A 23456-nucleotide genomic window follows, 5' to 3' on the forward strand; every position below is an offset into this window, starting at 1 on the left:
TGCTATTTCAGGTACACCACACTAGGGTTGTTACCGCACTCGCTACCGGTCGCTTCGTCCGCTTATTCGCCAAGCAAGATGGCTTCAATACGGGCCATCGCATCGGCGGTAATGAAATCGGGCGCGCGCTCGACCAACTTGGCCTGCCGTGACTGCCAGTCCAGCGACTTCAGCTGGTGGCAATGAATGTTGCCGACGACCTTGGTGCCAGCACCCAGCAGCGATACCAGCGTGCCGTGTGAGCGCTCTGCCGGCGCGGCGCCTTGCGAAACCGGGCAAATAACGGCCAAGCCGCGTTTGTTGAACAGCTTGGGGCTGACCACGAAACCATAATGCGGCCCCTTCATTTCGTGGCCCGCTGCCGGGTCGAACTGCAGATGCACGAGGTCGCCGCGCTCCGGGATGTAGGCCGCCATCAAGCCACTTCCCGACCAACGGGCGGCATCTCGTCCCAACCATCGACACGCGGCAGTTCGCCCGGCATCTCGGCCAGCAGGTCGGCCAGCTTGTAGCGGGGCTTGGCGGAGGTCAGCGTCAACGTTTCGCCCTGGATGGTCGCGTTTAGACTGCCGCCGACCGCGACCTTGAGTTGCTGCAACAAGGGCGCGGGGATAACGACCCCGGCGCTGTTGCCGATCCTGCGGATAGGTAGTTCCATGAAGCCCTCCATACTGTTGTCACAATATTATTACTTTACCCTCCTAGCGCCAAGCAAGACGTAATAACATTGTTGCCACTAACTCACATCGGCGAACGTCTGCTGCGTGTATCCGGGCTGAGCGCGCCACGTGGCCCGGCCTGCCGGGTGGGACGGCCAGTAAATTGGCGTGATACATGTGCAGAAAGCACACCCATAGCGAGGCTGTGAGCGTTTGGCAGGACCCGCCTTACGAGATTGACGGCAGGCTATTGCTTTGCCGTCAGGAGCGGCTGAATGGTTCGCCTGCTAAGCCATAAACCCCAAATTGGTCCTGGGGAAATTCCCCAACCCCGGAAAGACCGTGGGCAAGGCCGCGGCTGGTACGCCGAACCAGCTGGCGAGGGTGGCGCCATACTGCTGCACCGAAGTCGTCGGCAACCAGCGGCCTTCCCGGCTGATATCGTCCGGTCCGCCCAATAACAGTTTCGGGAAGGTGCCATAGGTACCGCCCTTGACCGCGCCGCCCATGACCAGATGGTGATTGCCCCAGGCATGGTCGCTACCGCCGCCGGAGGCCGGCTTGAGCGTGCGGCCGAAATCGGCCTGGGTAAAGGTGGTGACCTGGTTCAAGGCGCCCAGCTGGTTCAAGGCGTCGTAAAAGGATTTTAGCGCCGGGCCCAATTGATTTAGCAGGTCGGCGTGGCGCACCAGGTGGTTCGAGTGGGTATCGTAGCCGCCGTGGGAAACGAAGAATATCTGCCGGTTCTGCCCCAGGGATTGCCGCGCTTCGATGATACGCGCCACCTGCATCAGTTGCTTGGCCAGGCTGTTGTTCTGGCCATTGAACAGCGAGGTGATGCTGGAATTGCCGCCCAAGGCATTGGTCAGCGCCGCGCTGGCGTTAACGGCGCCGTTCATGGTGCCGACCGCCGCCTTGTGCAGCTCGTTACCCTCGTCCAAGGCGCGTAACTGGTTCATCGCCTGGTACATGGCATTGCTGGCCGGCGTACCGCCAAACCCGCTCAAACTCATTCCGCCGCTATTGGGAATAGCCAAAGGCGTGGTGGTATTGCCGACGGTGAACAGCGCATTGCCGCCGGTCGAAATAATCAGCGGCAAGGTGCCGCCATTGCCGACCAGATCGGCGATGCGGCCGCCCCAGCCACTGCGCGAAGGACCATTGCTGATGGCCGATTCCCATTGCGCCTGCTGGTGCGGATGCGAAAACAGGCTTTGCGGCCGATTGGACAGCACCGCATAGTCCGCCTTGCTCATAGGCCGGTTGAGCGTACCGACATTGAACTGGATGGCCAGCTTGCCGGCGTTCCAGATAGGCTGCAAGGGCGCCAGGCTGGCATGCAGCCCATAGGGCACGCCGTTCAAGGGAACCAGGCTGGATTGCGACAGGGCTAGCCCACCGGCGCTGCTGCTGCCGCGCGCAGCCAGGTAATCGGCGTAGCCGGCGGCATCGGTCGGCACAACGGTGTTGTTGCCATCATTGCCGCCGAACATGAAGATGCATACCAGCGCGCGGTAATCGTTGCCGGCCAAGGGCGCCGCCAGCGCCTCCAGTCGGCTCATTTGTTGCAGCATCGCCAGGCCGGCGGCGCTTTTCAGGACTTGTCTACGGCTGATGGCCATGGTCGTCTTCTCTATTCGGTACGCGCAATGGCGTGGCGCCTGCTCAGCGCTGGATCTGGAATTGCGGCGAGGTCGCTGCCAGGTAGAGGGCGGTACGCGCGCGGTTGTAGCTATCGGTGACGGAGATCGCGTCGACCGCCTGCTTGATGGTGCCGCGCATGGCTTCGCTCATGCTGCCGTGGAACAGCAACTGGTTGATGCGGTCGAGCAGCTTGCCGCTGTCCGGCGCCAGCGTCAGCCAGGGCCCCCATTCGATCTTGGTACCGAAACTGGCCGGTACCGACGCATCGGCGCTGATGCCGTTTGCCGCCAGCAAGGCATTCACGAAATTGGCGCGGGCAAACGCGGTGCTGGCGTTGTAGATGCCGAACTGCGGACCCTGCAGGCCGCCCACCAGGTAGTCGGCCGGGTAATAGTTGAACACCGAGGCAGGCGCATAGACATCCTGCGCCATGGTCGCGGTTTGCGAACGCAGGTAGCCGCCATCGCTGCGGCCGCCCAGCGTGCGCACCAAGCCCGCGGCGAACACGGCCGGCTCGCGCAGCTTGCCGTAGCCGGCTTCGCTCTTGCGATCGCCGCGCACTTCGCTGTCGAGCAGGATGGCACGGAAAACCGCCTTCATATCGCCCCGGACGCCGGCGCCGTTATCGTTGAAAGCAGCGCTGACACGTCCGACATAGGCTGGGCTGGGATTGCTGGTCGTCAGATGCTGGATCAATTGGCGGCCGATGAAAGGTCCCACATTCGGATGCTGGAACAAGCTATCGACGGCGGCCGCCAAGTCCTGCTCGGGGCTTTGACCTGCCGGCAAAACCTTGCCGTCCAGTAACTTCTTGCTGCCGCCATCGTGCCGATCGGCAAAAGGCACCATGCGGGCGCCGTAATTGCGCGGATTAGGCCATTTCGAAGCAACCCCGGGGCGTGGCGGATAGGTCCAGCCGGTCAGGGCATGGGCAAAGCCCTCGACCACTTCCTGGTCGTAGGCGGGAATGGGTGCGCCATGGCCGTCCAGCTGCTGGCTGCCGTCCGGATTGAGCTTCCAGACCCCGATGGAAAACAGCTGCATGACCTCGCGCGCATAGTTCTCGTTCGGCTCGGTACCACGCGTGGGATTGGGCTTGTCGTTGTTGACCATGTCGAGGTAGTCGCCCATGGCCGGACTGAGGGTGACCTCGTTGAGGATGTCGCGGAAGTTGCCGAAAGCATGGTTGAGCATGATGTGCTGGTACGGCGCCATGCCATAGGGCTGGTTGACCTCCATGCCCGATGCCACCAGGATCTGCGACAGCGCGAAGGCGGCCCGCTGGCGCAATTGATCGGGACCGGCAATCGCATTCTGGAAGAAGCGGTGCTGCAACAAGAACATGGTGTAATTGTCGCGATAGCAGGTACTGCCCGAGCCGGCCGGGCAACCCACCATGGAGTTGCCGTCGAGATAGGGAAACGTACCGTAGCCAGTGGTCGGCTGGGCGAACTGCTTGTCCAGAAAGCCGGCCAAACCCAGTCGCTTGACCTCGGCCAGGGACGCATCGGTCGGGCCGAAGCTGGACTGCTCCAACAGGCGCAGGGCATCCGCCTCGCTGACGTCGGCGACCGGCGGAATGGTCGGCGGGACCGTTGGGGCACCGTGGGAGGAACGGTAGGCGGCACCGTGGGGGGCGTGGTGCCGCCGGTCCCGCTGTCGCCGCCACCGCCGCCGCAGGCGGAAAGAGCCAATAGCAGGAACAGGGCCGCCAAACGTCTGGGCGCTTTTATCGAGTGCATCGCAATCTTCAATTATCCGGCTTAACGATGGGCACGGATTATGCCGTGTTGGCGGCAAAAATCATGACGCAGACATAAAAATAAAATGACAGCTGCGTTTTTTGCCTACGCCAAGCCGGCTTGCTACCGTCTACTCACCGGCAACCATCATGTTTTCCACCAGGATGGAGCCCACGCGTTTGCTGCCACGCATCTCCCTATCCGAACCGATGGCCACGATGGCGCGGAACATCTCCTTCAGGTTGCCGGCGATGGTGATCTCTTCGACCGGGTGGACAATGCGGCCGTTTTCCACCCAGAAGCCTGCGGCGCCCCGCGAATAATCGCCGGTAATACCGTTGATGCCCTGCCCCAATAGTTCGGTGACATACAAACCGGTGTCGAGCCGCTTGAGCATATCGGCGAAACCGCCTGCGGTCGGCGCGACAATCAGATTGTGGTTGCCGCCGGCATTGCCCGTGCTCTTCATCCCCAGCTTGCGGGCGGAATAACTACCCAGGAACCAGCCGTTCAGCACACCATCGCTGACCAGTTCACGCTGCCGGCAGGCCACGCCCTCGGCGTCGTACGAGGAACTGGCCAAGCCGCGCGCCAGGAAGGGATCTTCGCTGATCTGCACGATGGGCGAAAATACCTGCTGGCCAAGCGAATCCAGCAGGAAGCTGGCCTTGCGATACAGACTGCCGCCCGACACCGCGGATACCAGGTGGCCGATCAAGCCCGCCGCCAGGCTGGGATCGTACAGAACCGGGTAGTCGCCGGTCTTGATACGGCGGGCGCCCAGGCGGGCGATGCCGCGTTCGCCGGCGGTACGGCCGACCTGCTCCGCCGCCTCCAGATCGGCGGCCGCGCGTGCCACGCTGTACCAGTGGTCGCGCTGCATGGCTTCGCCTTCCTGGGCGATCACCGCACAGGAAATCGAATGGCGCGAGCTGACATTGAGTCCGATAAAGCCGTGTGAATTGCCATAGATGGATTGGCCGACATGGCTCGATACCGTCGCCCCCTCGGAATTGCTGATGCGGCCATCGACCGAGCGGGCCGCGTCTTCGCAGCGGCGGGCCAGGTCGATGGCGGTCTCGACCGGCAGGTCCCAAGGGTGATAAAGGTCCAGTTCGGGAAACACGCTAGCCATCTGATCCGCATCGGCCAGGCCGGCTGCTTCGTCCTCGGCGGTGTAGCGGGCGATGGCCAAGGCCGCCCCCACCGTCTGCGCCAAGGCTGCCGGAGAAAAGTCCGAAGTACTGGCGTGGCCCTTGCGCTGGCCGACATACAGCGTGACGCCCACTCCCTTGTCGCGGTTGTACTCTATGGTCTCCACCTCGCCCAGCCGCACGCTGACGCTCTGGCCTACCCCTTCGGATACGTCCACATCGCAACTGCTGGCGCCTTGACGCTTTGCTTCGGCCAGCACATTTTCGACCAGTTCGCGCAACGCGGCCTGGCTGTAGGAAAAACCGGGTTCAAGGGATTGGGTCACAGGGATCTCAGTAAAAAATAAAAACGGAAAATGGCGACCGGAATGGCGCAATCGTGTCGCGCGATTGGGTGACCGACGCGGCGGTCCGGTATCATATCAGCCCGCACCACTACCAAGCCGGCCGCTATGTCTCACAAGCCCCAATCCGATCCTGGTCTCGAAGCCGATTTTGACGACGAAGACGACATCGAATATGTCAGCAAAAGCCAGCTGAAGCGCGAAATGAACGCGCTGCAAGCGCTGGGTGTTGCCCTGATGGAACTGTCCAAGGCGCAACTGAAGAAGCTGAATCTGCCCGAAGAGCTGCAGACCGCCATCAAGGATGCGCAAAAGATTACCGCCAACGGCGCCATCAAGCGACAACGTCAATATATAGGCCGCTTGATGCGAGATGTCGATCCCGCCCCCATCCAGGCCTTCCTGGCCAGCCTGCGAGGCGAGAACAGCCGCCAGACCGCCTGGTTCCATCAATTGGAGCGGACCCGCGACGAGTTGCTGGCCGACGATCAAGCCGTTGCCGCACTGATCACCGAGCATCCGCAGATCGATATCCAGCAGTTGCGGCAACTGGTGCGCAATGCCCGCACCGAACGGGCCGCGCAAAAGCCGCCCAAGCATTTCCGCGCGCTGTTCCAGTTCCTGAAGGAGCTGTATCCGGAACCCGCCTTGCTGGAGAAAGACGCGGACGAAGCCGAGGATGACGATGAATAGCACCCTGCGTATCGGCCTGGTCTCCATCAGCGACCGCGCCAGCGCGGGCGTTTATGTGGACCGTGGCCTGCCTGCCTTGCAGGATTGGCTGGCGGCCACCCTCAGTACCCCTTACGAAACGCTGGAGCGGCTGATCGCCGACGAACAGGACCTGATCGAGCATACGCTCAAGGCCCTGGTCGACGAGCACGGCTGCGGCCTGGTCCTGACCACGGGCGGAACCGGCCCCGCGCCGCGCGACGTCACGCCGGACGCCACCCTGGCGGTGGCCGACCGGGTCATGCCCGGCTTTGGCGAACAGATGCGCCAGATCAGCCTGCGGTTCGTCCCCACCGCCATCCTGTCGCGCCAGCTTGGCGTCATCCGCAAGCAGGCGCTGATCCTCAACCTGCCGGGGCAGCCCCGGGCCATCCAGGAAACACTGGAAGGACTCAAGGATAAGGATGGTACGGTGGTGGTGCCCGGTATCTTCGCCGCCGTGCCCTATTGCCTGGACTTGATCGGCGCCGCCCGGATCGAAACCCGGGAAGAGCGGGTAAAGGCCTTCAGGCCTAAATCGTAACGATTGGACACGATATGTGCGGTGTGCCAATGCGACATGCCGCCGTCCAGTAATACCGATGCATGATTTTCTTGAAAAACAGATTGAGTAAAAGCCCGCTTTACGCCAGGCAGATAATGGCAAAGCGTCGGTAATTATCCGAGCATGTTTGATTTCATTCTTTGGTTGCACGGCTCGGTGGCTTACCGCGGCGAGCGCCAGGCGCATGAGTATCCAGCTCAGCGCCCGGCAACCCTGCCTCACCCCTTAACTACCCAATCGCTCCAACACCGGCAACGCGCCCCCCGCCACCGCCGCGGCGACTGCGGCGTCCGCAGCGACGGTATCGATACCGCGCTCGGCATACCACGCCTCGCGATAGTAGCTGTGGGCATAACGCTCACCGCTATCGCACAGGATGGTCACGATGGAGCCGCTTTCCCCCGCCGCCTGCATCTGCTGCGCCAAGGCCAGCACGCCAATGAAATTCGTGCCGGTCGAGCCGCCCACGCGCCGGCCCAGCCGTTGGCTGACGTAGCGCATGGCCGCCAAGCTCAGGTCGTCCGGTACCTTCAGCATGGCTTCCACGCACGATGGGATAAAGCTGGGCTCCACCCGTGGCCGTCCTATGCCTTCGATGCGCGAGCCGCACGGCAGGGTCAGGCTGGTGTCGGGCGCACCGCTCAGTTCGGTACGGTAATAGTCGAAAAACACCGAGGTTTCCGGGTCCACGCACAGGATGCGGGTACCGTAGCGGCGGTAGCGCACGTAGCGGCCCAGGGTGGCGCTGGTTCCGCCGGTACCGGGACTGCAGACGATCCAGGCCGGCACCGGGTGCGGCTCTTCGCTCATCTGCTTGAAGATGGACTCGGCGATATTGTTGTTGGCCCGCCAATCGGTCGCCCGTTCGGCATAAGTGAACTGATCCATGAAGTGGCCGCCCAGCTCGCGCGCCAGCCGGGCCGATTCGGCGTTGATGGCGCCGGGATCGTCCACCAGATGGCAGCGGCCGCCGTAGAACTCGATCGCCGCGATCTTGTCCGGCGAAGTGCTGGCAGGCATCACGGCCACGAAAGGCAGCCCCAGCAGGCGGGCAAAATAGGCTTCCGACACGGCGGTGGACCCGCTGGAAGCCTCGATGACGGTACTCCCTCGCGCAACCAGCCATTGGTCAGGGCATAGAGAAACAGCGAACGGGCCAGCCTGTGCTTGAGACTACCGGTCGGATGGCTGGATTCGTCCTTGAAGTACACATCGATGCCGGGTAGCCAGGCAAGGTTAGTGGTATCAGATGGGTATCCGCCGAGCGGTTGAAGTCGGCTTCGATCTTGTGGATGGCATGGGCCAACCAGTCGCGTTGGGGCATGAGGGGTGTCGCTTTCATGGCATAGGATTGCAATCTTACACTTTCGAGTCGCCGCGGCACCGTTCAAGCTGGCAGAATGCCCCGCTCTAGCGAGGAGGAGCTGACATGAAAAAAAAAGCATGGCTGATCGCGGCGGGCCTGACCATGGCCATTGGTGGAGCGGTGGCCAACACCGTCTATTTCCGTCCCTGGTCCATCAATACGTTTTTCAATCGGGTATCCCTGACCGAAGGCCTGGATTCGCCGCAGATTCTGTCCGATCTGCGACTGTTCGAAAGCTGGGGTTTACGCGGACATAACGCCAAGCTGGACGATATCTCGGACGCCCACGAGGCCAGCAAGCTGGCCCGGGCAAGACGGGATCTGGATACCCTGCTGGGCTATCAGCGGGCGAAACTCTCGGCCGAGGAGCAACTCTCCTACGACACCATGCGCATCGCCCTGACGCACCAGTTGGCGGGCGAAGCTTTCCGTTACCACGATTATCCGATCAACCAGCTTTGGGGCGAGCAGCTCACCCTGCCCAACTTCCTGGTCAACACCCACCAGATCAGCGACCTGACCGATGCCGAACACTATGTAGCCCGCCTGCGCGCCATCCCGGCCAAATTGGCGCAAGTGCGGGCCAAACTCGCCGAACGCGAGCAACGCGGCATCGTCGCGCCGCATTTCGCCCTGGCGAAGTCCCTGCTGGGCATGAGCGAATTCGTCGCCAAGCCGGTCGAGCAGAACCCGCTTTATCTCAGCTTCGCCGACAAGCTGAGCCAGAGCAAGGATATAACGGTCGAGCAAGGCCAACAGCAGCTGGCCCTGGCCCGCGACGCCATCGTCCAACAGGTCTACCCCGCCTACCGCCAGCTGATCGCCGATACCGAGGCGCTGGCCCGCAGCCATCACCGCGACGATGGCGTTTGGGCGCTGCCGAACGGCGAGGCCTATTACGCCTGGAAGCTCAAGGGGCACACGTCCACTTCGCTGACGCCCGAGCAGGTCCACCAACTGGGCCTGAAGGAAGTTGCCCGTATCGAAGGCGAAATGCGCACCATCCTGCTGGCCCAGGGCGAATCCGCCACGGATGTGGGCGCCGCCATGAAGAAACTGGGCGAAGACCCGCGCTTCCAGTACAGCGATAACGAGGCCGGCCGGCAAAAAATCCTGGATGACTACCAGCGCATCCTGCAAGAGACCCAGGCCGCGCTACCGAAAGCCTTCGGCCATATCCCCAGCGCCACGTTGACGGTCAAGCGCATTCCCGCCTTCGGCGAGAAAACCGCGCCCGGCGCCTACTACGAAGGCCCCGCCACGGACGGTAGCCGGCCGGGGGTATTTTTTGCCAACCTGTACGACATCAAGGGTTCGCCGCGCTGGAGCATGCGCACCCTGGCCTTCCATGAGGGCGTGCCGGGGCACCACCTGCAGACCGCCATCGCGCGCGAACAACGCGACTTGCCACTGTTCCGCCGCTTCACCTGGCATACCGCCTATGGCGAGGGCTGGGCTTTGTACGCGGAGCGGCTGGCGGACGAGATGGGCCTGGCGCCCGACCCTTATGACAAGCTGGGCCGGTTACGCGACGAATTGTTCCGTGCCACCCGCCTGGTGGTGGATACCGGCCTGCATGCCAAGCGCTGGACGCGCGAGCAGGCAGTCGAGTATATGCAGAGCCATACCGGCATGACCGAAGGCGATGTGGTCATCGAAATCGAGCGCTACCTTGTCGATCCGGGCCAGGCCTGTGCCTACAAGATCGGCATGCTCAAAATACTGGAACTGCGCGAACGGGCCAAAACCCGGCTGGGCGAGGGCTTCGATCTGCGCCGCTTCCATGACCTGGTCCTGCGCTCCGGCCCGCTGCCACTGAGCTTGCTGGAAAGCCAGGTCGATAACTGGATCGCGGCCGGCGGAAAAGCGTAAGCCCCATTCCGGCGCCGTTCCCGGCACATCCCTATTGGCAGGCCACCCGTCGCGCCTGCCAATCCCGTGCCGGGTAACGTGCCAGCCACGCGCTGGCGAAATCGAACGGCGCCGGATTGTCGCGCCACAGCTGGAGTATTTCCTTCCGCCATGCCGGCTGGTCGGCTTCGGCCACATCGGCCATGCAGGCCAGTTCCGGCACCACCAGCTTGCCGTTGTCCAGCAGGTCCCGAACGATCCATGGATGGCTTTCCAGCAGATAGCGACGCATATCGAAAGCGCGCTCGCGCACGGCGTCCGCCTGGCAGGGACTCGCCAACAGGAGCAAGCCCAGCAGTTTGACCAGCAACACGATACGCATGGGCTTCCCCCAAAAGACAAGGCCGCACAATTGTGCGGCCTTGTCTTCAAATCGAACAGCTATGCTTACTTTTCCAGGCGGATAAAGTAGGCGTTCGGGCTGTATTCGCGCGCTGCGCCGGTAGCGGCATCGGTGGTGGAACCTGGCAGGCCGCCGATGATGGCATTGCCCCAGAAAGTGGTGTTCAGCTTGGTGGTCAGTTCCAGCTTTTGGGTCTTGTAACCGTCCAGCGAAACCGACATCTGGGCCAGATCCTGGCGCTTGATTTCCGTTACCAGCGGAGTCTTGCCACGGCTTTGGCCATTGATCGTCACTTCAGCGCCAGACGGCTCGGATTGCACGGTCAGCTTTTGCGTGGTGCCGTCAACAATGCTGGCGCAACCGGTGGACAACAGAACAAGCAGCAGGGCGGCAGCGGACGAAAACTTTTTCATTTGACTTACTTTCGAGGAATCTTGGTAGTTAAAGTCGCGCCAACAAGCGCGAGGACGCGGAATATATCAAAAGACTAATGCAAAAAGAAACCAAAATATTCAGATACATACTGGCTTTTTGGCTGAATTTTCCGCTGCAGGCCGCGCCGGTAAACGATCTCGGCATTTTTAAAAAAGTTCCCCAGCAGTGGGCGCAGCTACTGCATTTTTCCGAAAATTCACCCTCCTCCCTGCCGGAATCGAAAACCGGCCCCTTCTACCTGAGCCCCGGTGCCATCCCCCAGGATGAATGGCAAGCCTTTGGCGAAGCATTGGCAAGATCCCCCCAGGCGACGCGCTGCCGCTTCCCCGCCCGCTGGTGGCAATACGCGTTGCAAACGGGCGGACAACCCAGCCTGGCAGCATTGGCCGATTGCGCCGATCTGCAAGCCTGGCTGCGCCCGTTGCCGAATCGGCATATCGCGCTGGTGTTCGCCGGTGCCTATATGGGCAATCCGTCCTCGCTGTTCGGCCATACCTTCCTGGTGGTATCGAATCGCCGACCGTTTGGGGCTGCTGCCACCGTCATCGACTTCGCCGGCGAGGTGGACGCCGATGTCGGTGCGCTGAGCTATATCTCGCGCGGTATCGGTGGCGGCTTTCGCGGCCATTACACCTTGCAGCCGTTTTCGGCCAAATGGTTCGACTACGCCGTGCGCGAAGGGAGGCCGCTGGAGATCTATCCGCTGGCATGGCGTTCAAGCGAAATCGATCTGCTCTGGCTGCACCTTTGGGAGCTGCGCCAAGCCGACTTCGACTACGCCTTCTTCCGGCAGAATTGCTCTTACCGCATATTGGCCCTGTTGGCCGCCATACGCCCCGAGCTGGAATTCCGGCCCGACTTCCCGCGTGTGACGCTGCCGGGCGATACGGTGCACTGGCTGGCGAATCGAAACCAGCTGAGCGAACCGGAGGCGGTGCCCGCACTCAGCCAATTGGCGGAACGCCGCGCGCCTTCGGACCATATCGATCTCAGACTGGCCAGGCACTACAACTTTCGACCGGGCCGCGTTCGGCCGGGCCGCGATCGGCAGGATAAGGAAGCCGACTGGCGTGAACTGGCCCAAACTGTAATTGCCCAGCCGGCTACGACCGGACCACACCACAATGTCCTTGCCGCTCACGGCCCCTCGCGCTGGGTAATCGGCATGACGGGCGGACAAACACGCACGACGGGCCTCGCCGTGGGCTGGCGGGCCGGCTATCACGATGGCCTGGATCCGCCCGAGGGTTTTCTGGCCGGCACGGCAATCGAGCTGCTGGGTGTGAAATTGAGCGTTCAGGACAAACGTGTAGCGCTCGATGCCCTCACCTTGCTGCATCTACAATCGTCGCCCAGCAACAGCCTTGCGGAAGACCGCAGCGCCTGGGAGCTGGGGTGGTCGCGCGAGCGCCGCCTGCAAGCGGATCGCAGCCGCCGCTTACAAAGCGCCCTCCGCCTGGGTTATGGCCTGAGCCGGCAAACAAGCAGCTGGGGTTGGCGCGCCGCAGTCGCGCTCGAAGCGCGGGATCGCCCTTACCTCTCCTTGCGTGGCGTGGCCGGGCTGGACCTCGAAATGGCATGGCACCATGCTGCGTTCAATTCGCTGCTGCGGCTGCGGCATGACCTGCTCGGTGACCGGCAAAGCCGACTGGAGTGGGGGAATAGCTGGGCGATGAACCGCGACAACGCCTTGCGCCTTGAACTCTACGGCGAAAGCAACGGCGCGGCCTACACGCCCTACTGGCGCGCGGGATGGGCACACTACTATCGATGACGACTCCACCGAACCGGACCCCATGAACGACTATCTCGACCACGATGCCACTTCCCTGTCCCAATTGGTCCGCCAGGGACAGATCCACCCTAGCGAGCTGTTGAATGCCGCGATTGCCCGCTGCGGCGCCGTCAATCCCGCCCTGAACGCCGTGATCGTGCCGCTTTTCGAGCAAGCCGCCACCGCCGCCGCCGGACCGCTGCCGGACGGCCCCTTCAGCGGCGTGCCCTTTCTGCTGAAGGATCTGCTGGCGGCCCTGGCCGGCGTGCCTTTGTCCAACGGCTGCAAAGCCATGCGGCACTTTGTTCCCGATGTCGATTCGGAATTGGTTCGGCGCTTCAAGGCTGCGGGGCTGGTGATATTCGGCAAGACCAATACCCCGGAACTGGGCCTGCTCGGCTACACCGAACCCATCCTCTGGGGGCCGACCCGCAACCCCTGGTCAGCGGCCCACTCGCCAGGCGGTTCATCGGGCGGCGCGGCAGCGGCCGTGGCCGCCGGCATCGTGCCGATGGCCCATGGCGGCGACGGTGGCGGCTCCATCCGGATTCCCGCCTCGAATTGCGGCCTGTTCGGACTCAAGCCTTCCCGCGGACGGGTGCCGCTCGGCCCCTTGATAGGGGAAGCCTGGCAGGGGGCGGTGCAAGAGGGTGTGCTGTCGCGGTCGGTGCGCGATTCCGCCGCCATGCTCGATTGGATCGCCGGGCCGGATAGCGGTTCGCCCTATGAAATCGCCCCGCCGGCGGCCGGTTTTCTGGCGGCATGCACCCGCCCGCCCGGCGCGCTGCGCATAGGCTTCGTGCGCACCGCGCCGGCCGGCCCCCTGCATGCCGATTGTGTTGCCGCCCTGGACGATACCGTCACCCTATTGCAGCGTTTGGGCCACCATGTCGATGAAGTCGCTCTCCCCTATGACTTCGAATTGCTGCTGGAAAGCTACCTGACCATGTATTACGGCGAAATCGCCGCCGATCTGCGCTGGATAGGGCAGTTGTTGGGCCGGCAACTGCGCCGGGACGATGTCGAACTGGAAACCTGGGTGATGTCCCGCCTGGGCAACGCACTATCGGCCGCCGACTTCAGCAGCGCCAAGCGCGGCTGGAACCAGCTGGGCCGTGAAATGGGCCGCTTCCATCAGCAATACGACCTGCTGCTGACGCCGACCCTGGCGACACCACCGGTGCGCATCGGTGAATTACGCACCCCGGGCACGATCCGCTCTGCCCTGCGCACGGTCGATACCTTCGGCGGCATACGCCTGCTGCGCGGCGCGATCCATGCCGAAGCGCGGCGCAATTTCAGCCGCATGCCCTTTACCCAGATCGCCAACCTGACAGGCCAACCCGCCATGTCGGTCCCCTTGCATTGGAACGCCGCCGGCCTGCCGATCGGCAGCCAGTTCATCGCTGCCATCAACCGCGAGGAGTGTCTCTTCAGCTTGGCCGCCCAGCTCGAGAGCGCCCGCCCCTGGGCAATGCGAAGACCGGCGCCGCCTCAGGCCTGAAACGGGCCGCAGGCTAGGCGCCTATCGGAAAGACGCTGCGCGCCCATCGTTCGCTTCTATCCGCCACCAGGCGGGCCGCATCGCGCATCGCTTCATCCTGGCTGGTCACGCCGTCGCACAAGGCCAGACAAGCGTGGAAGTGCGGCTTCAGCACGGACAGGCTGGCGTCGTCGAGGCTCCCCGACAGCAAGACCGTCGGCACGCCGAAATGCGCGGCACGGGCCGCGACCAGGCAGGGTACCTTGCCCAGCAGGGTCTGCGCATCGGAGCGCCCTTCTCCGGTCAACGCCCAGCCGGCCTGCGCGAGGTCCCGATCCAAACCCTGTAATTCGGCGATCCGCGCCGCCCCCGGTACCAACTTCGCACCCAGGATGCGCATGGCCCAGCCCAGCCCGCCGGCGGCGCCGCTGCCGGGCTCGGCCGCGTAGGCCGCGCCCCGGGCCGCATCGCCCAAGTCGCCCAGCCGGGCAAGATAGCCGTCGAATCGTGCAACTTCGGCCACCGCCACGCCCTTCTGCGGACCGAATACCGCCGTAGCGCCCTGCGGACCGCTCAGCGGGCTGGCGACATCGGCCAATCCAAGCAGACTCAGGTTCTGCAAGCGCGGGTCCAGTCCGCTCAAATCAATGCTCGCCAGGTCGGCCAGTCCAGCTGGACCGGCCCCGATCGCCTGCCCTTGCGCATTGCACAAGCGCGCACCCAGGGCTTGCAACATACCGGCGCCTCCGTCATTGCTGCCGGTACCGCCCAAGCCGATCAGCACCCGCCGAAAGCCTGCCGTCAGCACATGGCCCAACAGCTGACCCAGCCCCGTCGAATCGCGGCGCGCGGCCTCGCTATCGCCGGCCCGCCCCAAGCCGATGACTTCGGCCGATTCCAGCACCGCCGTGCCATCCGCCAGGCTCAACCAGCGCGCCTCGACCGGCTTGCCCGCCAGATCCACCACCGTGCCATGCCGCCACTGCGCCGAAACGGCCGCTGCAATGGCTTCCAAAGTGCCTTCGCCGCCATCCGCCATGGGATGCATGCGCAGATCGGCTTGCGGACGGACTCGGCGGATACCGTCCGCCATGGCGTTCGCTACCGCTGTGGCGGACAGCGTGCCTTTGAAGGAATCCGGTGCCAGAACGATGGCGGAAGCGAGGGAGGCAGTCGGCATGGGTCCGGATCTATCGGGATCGGGTAGCAGGGAATGTCCGCGCCGCGTGGCGGCAAGCACCCTTCGTCGGCAAAGAGAAAGCAGTAATACAACAGCTTATATATTTTTTCGAAAGCAAAAAAAATCTACTGGTCATAGATTCGCGGCCTTTAGTGCAAAAGCACCACCGCCGCAAGCCATCGGAGTATGCACCGCGTCCACGGACGCGGCCGGGCGGATACCCAACCCAGCGAGCGTCCAGACCGTGCTGCCCACCATGCTTAAGCAAGCAAGGACCGCCCAAAAACCAGAACGGCCCAGCCCACGGCGCTCCAGGCCGCAATCCCGGCCGTCAGCCATGCCAGCAAAGGGCGCCATGGCAGACGGAAGGCCACGCCGATCAGTACCGCCAAAGGCCCACCCGCCAGCAGCACGCCCAATAAACCCAGGCCTGGCGCACCGTAGCGTTGCGCCAGCTTATAAGCCAGGCCGGTCTGCTTGCTCGGCATCCACCGCATCAGCGGCTGTGCCAGCAGGAGCGCCGCGATACAGCCCAGCCATGCCCCTACGCCGCTTGCCAATGCCACCGAGGCGGCCGGCAAACCCAGCGCCGCACCCAATCCCAAGCCAGCCCAAAGTTCCAATGCGCCACTTGCCGCCACGCTTATCAAGCTTGCCACACTCATCAACCGCACTCCAAAGGAATCAAACATGTTGCGATCATAATGTACTATTTGTATACTAGCCAGTATTCTTTTAACACTCCAAGCAGAGATGAAACGCGAAACCATCCTGTCTGCTTTGCGGCGCCTGGCGCACAAACTTCCGCACGACAAAATCGGCTATAGCGATATCGCAGCAGAAGCGGGCGTGTCGTGGCAAACCGTGCGGCGCCATATCGGCGATAAAGAGAACATCGGCCCCTTGCTGCGCGAGATGGGCGACGCGCCCGAAGCGGACACCGGAACCCGCATCCTCTTGGCGGCGGCCGAGCTGTTCGGCCGCAAGGGCTACCACCACGCCACGCTGGATGAGGTGGCGGCGGCGGCGGGCGTGTCGAAATCGGCGATCTATTGGCGTTTTTCCAGCAAGAACGAATTGCTGCTGGAGTTACTGAGCAGCCAGAACCGTCACCTGCAAGCCGACGCGGCACGACTGGCCGAGCTGGCCCGCGAACCGCGGCAAGGACTACGCAAACTGATGGCGGAAACCCTCGACAAGGAATTCGCCGATCCGGATCTGATCCGCCTGCTGATGGAATTCGTCGGCCTGAGCCGGGACGAGGACGTTCAACTGCGCTTGCGCCAGTTGATCGCTTCGTCGCACGGCCATACCGCCACGCTGTTCACGCAGTTGGCGGAGCAAGGGGTGATCAGCAGGCGCCATCCTCCCGAGGTGTACGCCATCTGGTTCGAAGCGCTGCTCGACGGCCTGCTGCTGGCGGCACTCGTCGGTCCCGGGGCCGAACATATCGAGGCTCGCTTCGACGCCTTCGCAGACATCTTGTGGCGCGGCTTAACGCCCGCCCTTCAGGAATAAAAACATGAAACGAACTCTCTCCCTTGGGCTCAGCGCCCTGCTGGTCGCTTGCGGCCAACCGCCGGCCACGGCCAAGCCCACCCCGCGCGTGCTGGTGGAAACCCTCGGCGACACCGCCACGCACAGCACCTTTATCTATAGCGGCGAAGTTCGCGCGCGGCATGAAACCCCGTTGGCCTTCCAGGTATCCGGCCGCGTCCGCGAACGCCTGGTGGAGCGCGGCCAGCACGTCAGTGCCGGGCAGGCCTTGCTGCGGGTGGACCCGCGCGACCTGGATCAGGCGATGGCGCAAAGCGCTGCCGGTCAAATCGCCGCGCGGGCCGATTTCAAATTGGCCGAACGCAATCTCGCCCAATTCCAGCCCTTGTTCAAACAAGGTTTTGTCAGCCAGGCCGAGCTGGATCGGCACCACGCCAATTTCGAAGACGCCAAGGCCCGGCTGCAACAGGCCGATGCCGCCTTGGCCGTGGGCCGCAACCAGCGGGAATACGCCACGCTGCTGGCGCCCCACGATGGCGTCATCGCCGAGGTCAATGCCGAGCCGGGCCAGGTCGTATCGGCCGGCGCACCGGCCGTCGTACTGGTCCGCGAAGGCGAGCGGGAAGTGGAAATCAGCGTGCCCGAGCAGCGTGTCGAAGCCTTCAAGCAAGCCAGGCACTACCAGATCGGGATCTGGGCCCTGCCCGGCATCAAGCTGACCGGCAAATTGCGCGAGATCAGCCCCTCGGCCGATCGCCAGACCCGCACCTATGCCGCCCGCCTCGGACTGGTCGATGCGCCGGCCGCCGTGCAGCTGGGCATGACCGCCAGCGTCACCAGCGCGGAAGGCACCGCCCGCGCGCTTACCGTACCGCTGACAGCCATCTACCAGAAGGAAAGCCAACCCAACGTCTGGGTCGTCCGTGCCGCGAAAGCCGTCCTGGTGCCCGTCACGCTGGGCGCGCCGCAGGGAGAACGCGTAGTGGTCCGTACCGGTCTGCAGGCCGGCGATCAAGTGGTGGTGGCAGGTACGCATAAACTGGTTGCGGGCATGGCGGTAGAAGGCATTAGCGGATCGGCGGCGCAATGAACAATCGATTCAACCTCACCGAATGGGTGCTGGCCCACCGCCAGCTTGCCTGGTTCTTCATGATCCTCACCCTGGTCGCCGGCCTGCTGGCCTACCAGAAGCTGGGGCGCGCCGAAGATCCCGATTACACCATCCGCGACATGGTCGTCACCGCCTATTGGCCGGGCGCCACCGCGCGCGAGATGGAGGACCAGATCGCCGACAAGCTGGAAAAGAAACTGCAGGAAACCCCGGGCCTGGAAATGATTCGCAGCTATTCCAAGCCGGGACAAAGCGTGGTGTTCATCACGCTGCGCGACGAGATCGCGGGCGACAAGGTGCGCGCCACCTGGGTGAACGTCCGCAATGCCGTCAGCGATATGCGTCACACGCTGCCCGACGGCGTGTACGGACCGTTCTTCAACGACCGCTTCGACGACACCTTCGGCTCCGTCTATGCCTTGACCGGTGAGGGTCTGGACTACGCCACCCTGCAGCGCTACGTCGATATCGCCCGGCAGCGCTTGCTGGGCGTGCGCAATGTCGCCAAGGTCGAAGTGGTGGGCCCGCAACCCGAGCGCATCTATATCGAAGGCGATAGCGCCAAGTTCGCGCAACTGCAACTCGACCCGCAAGTCGTCGTACAAGCCCTCAAGAACCAGACCACCATCAAGGATGCCGGCATGGTCGAGGGTCGTGGCGACAATGTCCATATCCGCATTTCCGGCACCTTCGAAACCTTGGAGCAGATACGCAATATGGGCATACAGGCGGGCGAGCGCAGCTTCCGCCTGGGCGATATCGCCCGCATCAGCCGCGGTTATGCCGAACCGGCCGAGCCGCGCATGTTCTTCAATGGCAAGCCCGCCATCGGCCTGGCGGTCAGCATGGAAAAGGGCGGTAATGTGCTCAAGCTGGGCAAGGCGCTGGACGTCGAGATTGCCGCCATTCGCGCCAATCTGCCGCTGGGCGTGGAACTGCACCAGGTATCCAACCAGCCCAAGGTGGTCAGCGCTGCTATCGGCGAGTTCATGAAGACCCTGATCGAAGCCGTCGCCATCGTGCTGGCCGTCAGCTTTATCAGCCTGGGCCGGCGCCCGGGCATCGTGGTCGCGCTCTCCATTCCCCTGGTGCTGTGCGCGGTGTTCGTCGCAATGGACGCATTGCGGATCGACCTGCACAAAATCTCGCTCGGTGCGCTGATCATTGCCCTGGGCCTGCTGGTGGACGATGCCATCATCGCGGTCGAAATGATGGAATTGAAGCTGGAACAAGGCTGGGACAAGGTCAAGGCGGCCGCCCATGCCTATACCGCCACTGCTTTCCCCATGCTGACCGGCACCCTGATCACCGCCGCCGGCTTTCTGCCGGTAGGGATCGCCGCCGGCGGCGCCTCGGAATACACCGGCTCCATCTTCTGGGTGGTGATGATCGCCCTGCTGGTCAGCTGGGTGGTAGCGGTCACCGCCACGCCCCTGCTGGGCACCTATCTACTGAAAGCGCACGCCGGTGGGCACGGCCAATCCGACAGCGAGCACGAAACGGTTAAACAGTCGCGCTTCAATACCGCCTTCCAGGCCTTGCTGCAGATATGCCTGCGCTATAAATGGCTGACCTTGGCGATCACGCTGGCTGCCTTTATCGGCGCGCTCTCGCTCGATCCGTGGGTGAAAAAGGAATTCTTTCCCGCCTCGACCCGGCCGGAACTGATCGTCGATATCAATCTGCCCGAAGGCAGTTCGCTCAAGCAATCCCAAGTCGTCGCCGACCAGTTCGCCGTCGCGCTGAAGGGCGATCCCAATATCGTCAACTATGTCAGCTATGTGGGCGCCGGCTCGCCGTCGTAAATTCCATATATACTCCGCTCTTCTTCGACCCACATAGCCTCTGAAATTGGAAAAGCCTAAAGTATACAGTTACTTGCGATTCTCTGATTCGCGCCAAGCTTCCGGAAATAGTGCGGATCGCCAAATCCTCTACGCAACGAAGTGGGCAACTGAGCGTAATCTTTTGCTTGATGAGTCGTTGTCTCTTAGGGATGAGGGGCTGTCTGCCTTCCATCAAAAGCATGTCAGTCAAGGCGCGTTTGGTACTTTTTTGGCAGCGGTAGATGAGGGACGCATTGCACGTGGCTCCTGCTTGGTTGTCGAGGGGTTAGACCGACTTAGTCGCGCCGAGCCACTTCTAGCACAAGCGCAGCTCACTCAGATTATCAATGCGGGGATAACCGTCGTAACGGCAAGCGACGGTAAAGAATACAACCGTGAACGGCTGATAGAACAGCCGATGGACCTCGTCTATAGCCTTTTGGTGATGATTCGCGCGCACGAAGAGTCGGCCACCAAGAGCAAACGTGTAAAGGCGGCAATCCATAAGCAATGCGAGCTTTGGGAAGCCGGGCTGTGGCGAGGCCGGATACGAAATGGAGGCGATCCAGGATGGTTAAAATGGACGGGAAAAGAATGGGCTCTTGTCTCTGATCGAGCGGAAGCAGTGCGCTTTGCTTATTTAACTTTCTTGCAAGGCCATGGGGCACTTTACATCGTACGGGCGCTTTCAGAGCAGAAGCTTTCCATCTCGGGTAGGGCGAATGTATCTACGAGTCACCTCTATAGGGTTCTGCGCATGCGTGCCCTTGTAGGTGACAAGATACTGCGTGTGGATGGGAAGGAATACCGGCTTAAGGGATACTACCCTGCGGTCCTTTCTGAACTCGAATTCGAGGAGCTTCAGCAAGTTATTTCTCGAAGAGCACGGCAGGTGGGTAAGGGAGAAATCCCAAGCGTCATTACAGGGGTTGGAATGACTTATTGCGGATACTGTGGAGCGTCAGTAGCCAGTCAAAATATTACGTCGCGCAAGAAGACCCCTGAGTCCCTTGTGAGGGATTGCTATCGGCGTCTTATTTGCACGGGAATATCAGAAGGTCAGGGCTGTAGCGGTGGAACCGTAAGTGTTGCACCCATTGAAAAAGCACTAATGAATTACTGTTCCGACCAAATCAATCTAAATTCGTTGCTCTCAGGAAATCAGGCCGTCGAGGCTTCAAATTTGCGCCTTATGCAAAGCCGCCAGAAAGTAGAGGCTCTATTAAATCAAATTGAGCGAATCACGACAGCGATTGTCGAGGCTGAGGGGGAAGGCATCCCATCGTCGTTCCTACGTAAGGCGAGGGAGTTGGAGGCCGAATTAGAAAAGGAAAAGAAACAAGAGCAGCTCGCGGAAAATGAAGTTTCTGCCCTGAGTAACCAAGCGATTCCGGCATATGCGGACGCATGGGCGGAGTTAGCCGACGGGGTTCTGGGGCAAGACTATGATGCCCGGATGAAGGCTCGCCGACTTGTTATCGAGACATTCGAGCGCATCGTCATTTATGCGAGTGGCTTGCAACTGGAGGTTGGGCACCAGCGGCCAGTAGACGTGCTGTTGGTCGTCAAAGGCGGGCGCACTCGGCTTTTGCGAATTGATCGCCGCACAGGCGCTTGGAAGGCCACCATTGACGTCTTCCCCAATGCCCTCACCGTGCGCATGCCATTGGTGCATGAAATCGCATGATTGCTGCCTTCGCCGCCCCTGCCGCTTCCACAGGTAGCGGCAGGCGGGAAGGGGCGCTTGCGAATGCATGAATAGAGCCCAATGAAGCGGGCAGGCGTGGCGGGGATACGAGCGCGCGCAAACGGTGCCGGGTAGGCATCTTCCACCTGGGAAGCGGGCCGACGGACTCTCTACTACCGCAAAAATTGCTTACAGTCTTGCACCGCTGTACAATCGCGCCCGCGCTGTCACAAGCGCAAGCGCAATTTATATTCCTTTTCGCTCGCATAGTTCCTTATCCTCTGCCCTGTGAAAATTTAATCGGCTCAATTTAAGGCCCCCATGATTTTAAAGAAATCAACTCGCCAAGTTTTTATAGGTGCGATACTTTCCCTAATCCTAAACTCATACGGATTTGCTGCCGCAGCTCTTCTTTCTCCTGACGTTGAAAAACTATTTAAGCTACCAGAGCAAAAGATTGATATTGGCATTGCCGCTTTAACTATTGCGAAGGATGTCTATCCCGATATCGACGTGAATGCCTATTCGCGCAGAATTGATCTATTGGCGGAAAAAGTAAAGCGACTAGCCAATGGGTCAACCGATCCGGAACAGCGTATCCGCGCCTTAAATACCGTGATTCGGAATGAAGGCTTTAGCTACGATCATTCATTGAATGCGCGAGGCAACAAGCTGAACTATTTCTTGAACGAAACACTGGATGCCAAGCGCGGAACTTGTTTCACTCTTCCTTTGCTTTATATCGCCATCGGCCAGCGGTTGGGCTACCCCTTATATCCGGTAGCCGCCCCCGACCATATGTTCCTTCGATATTCAGCTTTCCCCTTTGCCAAGCAAAACATCGAAGCAACAAGCGGGGGGAAGTATTTTACAGATCAATCGTATATAGGGCGATTTCGTCCCTCGCCACGCGGCATGGAAAGCGGTAGTTATATGTCCAACATAAATTACCACGAATATTTAGGAAATATCCTTTACGTGAGCGCAGTTGCATTCGATGGTGATAAGGCGCTAAGTCGCGTTGAAAGAGCCGCCGAATTGAACCCAAAATCTGCTGATCTTCAGGACGCCCTGCGGCTCGGGTACTTCGCGAAGAGCAACCACATTGCCAAGAGCAAGTTACCCAACGCTGCGCGCTCAGCTGAGCTATATATGAAAAAATCCCAGCAAGCTGGGAAAAAAGCAATTGAACTAGGTTTTGTCGATCCCGATACCGTCAAGCCGTTGTCCGGCTTACGTGGAGAATAAGTAATGAGAAAGCTACTACTTGCCGTCGTCCTATTTATGTGCGGCATACAAGCCCATGCACAGTATTTCGATAAAGAGACGGGAACGTATTACAACATTCAACGCGATTACGACCCAGCTGAAGGTCGATATCTCCAAAGCGACCCCATCGGGCTAGCTGGCGGTTTGAACCCATATGCATATGTCGCTGGCAATCCGCTAAGCAATATCGATCCCCTCGGTTTGAGTGTAGAAAGCGCGGACTCATCGGCAGGCTATATGCCTACCTATCTTGTAGGTACGCACGTGCATAGTGAGTTTACTAAGCAGGTACGAAAGCTTATGACGTCGGATGGTTATCAATCCAATGTTACGCATGGCATAGGTGACTATCGTCCAGACGCGTTCAGAAGATCAACTGGCAAGGTTTGGGAGCTGAAACCGGCAAGCTGGGCCAGCGGTCCAAAATATGCGGAAGGGGCTAAGCAATTGGCGCAATATTGTCAATCTGGCTGGCAGCCCGGGAATGGGCCGAATTTCCTTGCCAGGCTTTGCCAGGCGCCACAATGTCATCTTTCTTTTGAAAAGGGCGGCTACGATTTCGACGTTACGATCCGGCCGGACTCGAATGTTGATTCAGGCCTACTTTTCTATACAGTCAATAGCTTAAAGCGCCGCACCTCTACCTCTACTCAGAATGAGCTAGAGACATCTCCGACAAGGGCTCTTCCTCCGATACCTGCGTGGATACTGCTTTTTCCTTAAGCAGACGATGATTTCTTGGACACAAGTTGCGC

The 23456-nt window shown here is 61.3% G+C and carries 21 protein-coding genes; 11 read left to right on the forward strand and 10 right to left on the reverse strand.

Going from position 1 to position 23456, the window contains the following annotated elements; translation table 11 throughout:
- Window positions 1–62: 62 nt before the first annotated feature.
- From FNU76_RS23650 to pmbA, 5 genes are all read right to left on the reverse strand, one after another.
- Window positions 63–416, reverse strand: a complete 354-nt coding sequence (locus FNU76_RS23650; RefSeq protein WP_144280481.1) for a type II toxin-antitoxin system PemK/MazF family toxin — start codon at window positions 414–416, stop codon at window positions 63–65.
- Entirely contained in the window at window positions 416–658 is a 243-nt protein-coding gene (locus FNU76_RS23655) for an AbrB/MazE/SpoVT family DNA-binding domain-containing protein (protein WP_144280482.1), read from the reverse strand. Before FNU76_RS23655 ends, FNU76_RS23650 begins: the two co-directional genes overlap by 1 nt.
- A gap of 288 nt (window positions 659–946) precedes the next feature.
- Window positions 947–2281, reverse strand: a complete 1335-nt coding sequence (locus tag FNU76_RS23660; RefSeq protein WP_144280483.1) for a DUF1501 domain-containing protein — start codon at window positions 2279–2281, stop codon at window positions 947–949.
- 43 nt (window positions 2282–2324) lie between these two features.
- On the reverse strand, window positions 2325–3839 hold the full coding sequence (locus FNU76_RS23665; RefSeq protein ID WP_179958272.1) for a DUF1800 domain-containing protein: 1515 nt from the start codon (window positions 3837–3839) through the stop codon (window positions 2325–2327).
- 336 nt (window positions 3840–4175) lie between these two features.
- Window positions 4176–5525 (reverse strand): metalloprotease PmbA, encoded by a 1350-nt coding sequence (gene pmbA / locus FNU76_RS23670; RefSeq protein WP_144280485.1) that lies wholly within the window; start codon window positions 5523–5525, stop codon window positions 4176–4178.
- A 126-nt stretch (window positions 5526–5651) separates the two neighbouring features.
- On the opposite strand from pmbA, the gene yjgA reads away from it, so the two are divergent.
- Both yjgA and mog read left to right on the forward strand, forming a co-directional pair.
- The gene (gene yjgA, locus FNU76_RS23675) at window positions 5652–6236 is read left to right on the forward strand and encodes a ribosome biogenesis factor YjgA (RefSeq protein ID WP_144280486.1); all 585 of its coding nucleotides are present in this window, start codon (window positions 5652–5654) and stop codon (window positions 6234–6236) included.
- Window positions 6223–6798: a molybdopterin adenylyltransferase gene (mog, locus tag FNU76_RS23680; RefSeq protein ID WP_223879166.1), complete on the forward strand. Its 576-nt coding sequence runs from the start codon at window positions 6223–6225 to the stop codon at window positions 6796–6798. The genes yjgA and mog overlap by 14 nt, the downstream gene beginning before the upstream one ends.
- Before the next feature lie 246 nt (window positions 6799–7044).
- Here mog and FNU76_RS23685 read toward each other — a convergent pair whose 3' ends face one another.
- Window positions 7045–7890, reverse strand: coding sequence for a PLP-dependent cysteine synthase family protein (locus FNU76_RS23685; RefSeq protein ID WP_308418587.1), 846 nt, complete (start codon window positions 7888–7890; stop codon window positions 7045–7047).
- A 358-nt stretch (window positions 7891–8248) separates the two neighbouring features.
- On the opposite strand from FNU76_RS23685, the gene FNU76_RS23690 reads away from it, so the two are divergent.
- Window positions 8249–10057: a DUF885 domain-containing protein gene (locus tag FNU76_RS23690; protein ID WP_144280488.1), complete on the forward strand. Its 1809-nt coding sequence runs from the start codon at window positions 8249–8251 to the stop codon at window positions 10055–10057.
- 31 nt (window positions 10058–10088) lie between these two features.
- On the opposite strand, the gene FNU76_RS23695 is transcribed toward FNU76_RS23690, so the two are convergent.
- On the reverse strand, window positions 10089–10418 hold the full coding sequence (locus FNU76_RS23695) for a hypothetical protein (RefSeq protein ID WP_144280489.1): 330 nt from the start codon (window positions 10416–10418) through the stop codon (window positions 10089–10091).
- 65 nt (window positions 10419–10483) lie between these two features.
- Complete coding sequence (locus FNU76_RS23700; protein WP_144280490.1) at window positions 10484–10852, reverse strand: PEGA domain-containing protein; 369 nt, start codon at window positions 10850–10852, stop codon at window positions 10484–10486.
- 77 nt (window positions 10853–10929) lie between these two features.
- Between FNU76_RS23700 and FNU76_RS23705 the strand changes: the two genes are divergently transcribed.
- Both FNU76_RS23705 and FNU76_RS23710 read left to right on the forward strand, forming a co-directional pair.
- On the forward strand, window positions 10930–12648 hold the full coding sequence (locus tag FNU76_RS23705; protein WP_144280491.1) for an Lnb N-terminal periplasmic domain-containing protein: 1719 nt from the start codon (window positions 10930–10932) through the stop codon (window positions 12646–12648).
- A gap of 22 nt (window positions 12649–12670) precedes the next feature.
- Entirely contained in the window at window positions 12671–14152 is a 1482-nt protein-coding gene (locus FNU76_RS23710; protein ID WP_144280492.1) for an amidase, read from the forward strand.
- A 13-nt stretch (window positions 14153–14165) separates the two neighbouring features.
- On the opposite strand, the gene FNU76_RS23715 is transcribed toward FNU76_RS23710, so the two are convergent.
- Both FNU76_RS23715 and FNU76_RS23720 read right to left on the reverse strand, forming a co-directional pair.
- Complete coding sequence (locus FNU76_RS23715; protein WP_144280493.1) at window positions 14166–15311, reverse strand: glycerate kinase; 1146 nt, start codon at window positions 15309–15311, stop codon at window positions 14166–14168.
- A gap of 260 nt (window positions 15312–15571) precedes the next feature.
- On the reverse strand, window positions 15572–15976 hold the full coding sequence (locus tag FNU76_RS23720) for a hypothetical protein (protein ID WP_144280494.1): 405 nt from the start codon (window positions 15974–15976) through the stop codon (window positions 15572–15574).
- Window positions 15977–16064: 88 nt separating this feature from the next.
- Here FNU76_RS23720 and FNU76_RS23725 point away from each other — a divergent pair, with 88 nt between their 5' ends.
- From FNU76_RS23725 to FNU76_RS25110, 6 genes are all read left to right on the forward strand, one after another.
- Complete coding sequence (locus tag FNU76_RS23725) at window positions 16065–16829, forward strand: TetR family transcriptional regulator (RefSeq protein ID WP_144280495.1); 765 nt, start codon at window positions 16065–16067, stop codon at window positions 16827–16829.
- Between the two features lie 4 nt (window positions 16830–16833).
- On the forward strand, window positions 16834–17898 hold the full coding sequence (locus tag FNU76_RS23730; protein WP_144280496.1) for an efflux RND transporter periplasmic adaptor subunit: 1065 nt from the start codon (window positions 16834–16836) through the stop codon (window positions 17896–17898).
- Window positions 17895–19724, forward strand: coding sequence for an efflux RND transporter permease subunit (locus FNU76_RS23735; RefSeq protein WP_144280497.1), 1830 nt, complete (start codon window positions 17895–17897; stop codon window positions 19722–19724). The genes FNU76_RS23730 and FNU76_RS23735 overlap by 4 nt, the downstream gene beginning before the upstream one ends.
- Before the next feature lie 73 nt (window positions 19725–19797).
- Window positions 19798–21432, forward strand: a complete 1635-nt coding sequence (locus tag FNU76_RS23740; RefSeq protein WP_263405640.1) for a recombinase family protein — start codon at window positions 19798–19800, stop codon at window positions 21430–21432.
- 321 nt (window positions 21433–21753) lie between these two features.
- On the forward strand, window positions 21754–22680 hold the full coding sequence (locus tag FNU76_RS23745) for a transglutaminase family protein (RefSeq protein WP_144280499.1): 927 nt from the start codon (window positions 21754–21756) through the stop codon (window positions 22678–22680).
- Window positions 22681–22683: 3 nt separating this feature from the next.
- Window positions 22684–23424, forward strand: coding sequence for an RHS repeat-associated core domain-containing protein (locus FNU76_RS25110; protein ID WP_144280500.1), 741 nt, complete (start codon window positions 22684–22686; stop codon window positions 23422–23424).
- The last annotated feature ends 32 nt before the right edge of the window (window positions 23425–23456 follow it).

Source organism: Chitinimonas arctica (assembly GCF_007431345.1).
Classification (GTDB): domain Bacteria; phylum Pseudomonadota; class Gammaproteobacteria; order Burkholderiales; family Chitinimonadaceae; genus Chitinimonas; species Chitinimonas arctica.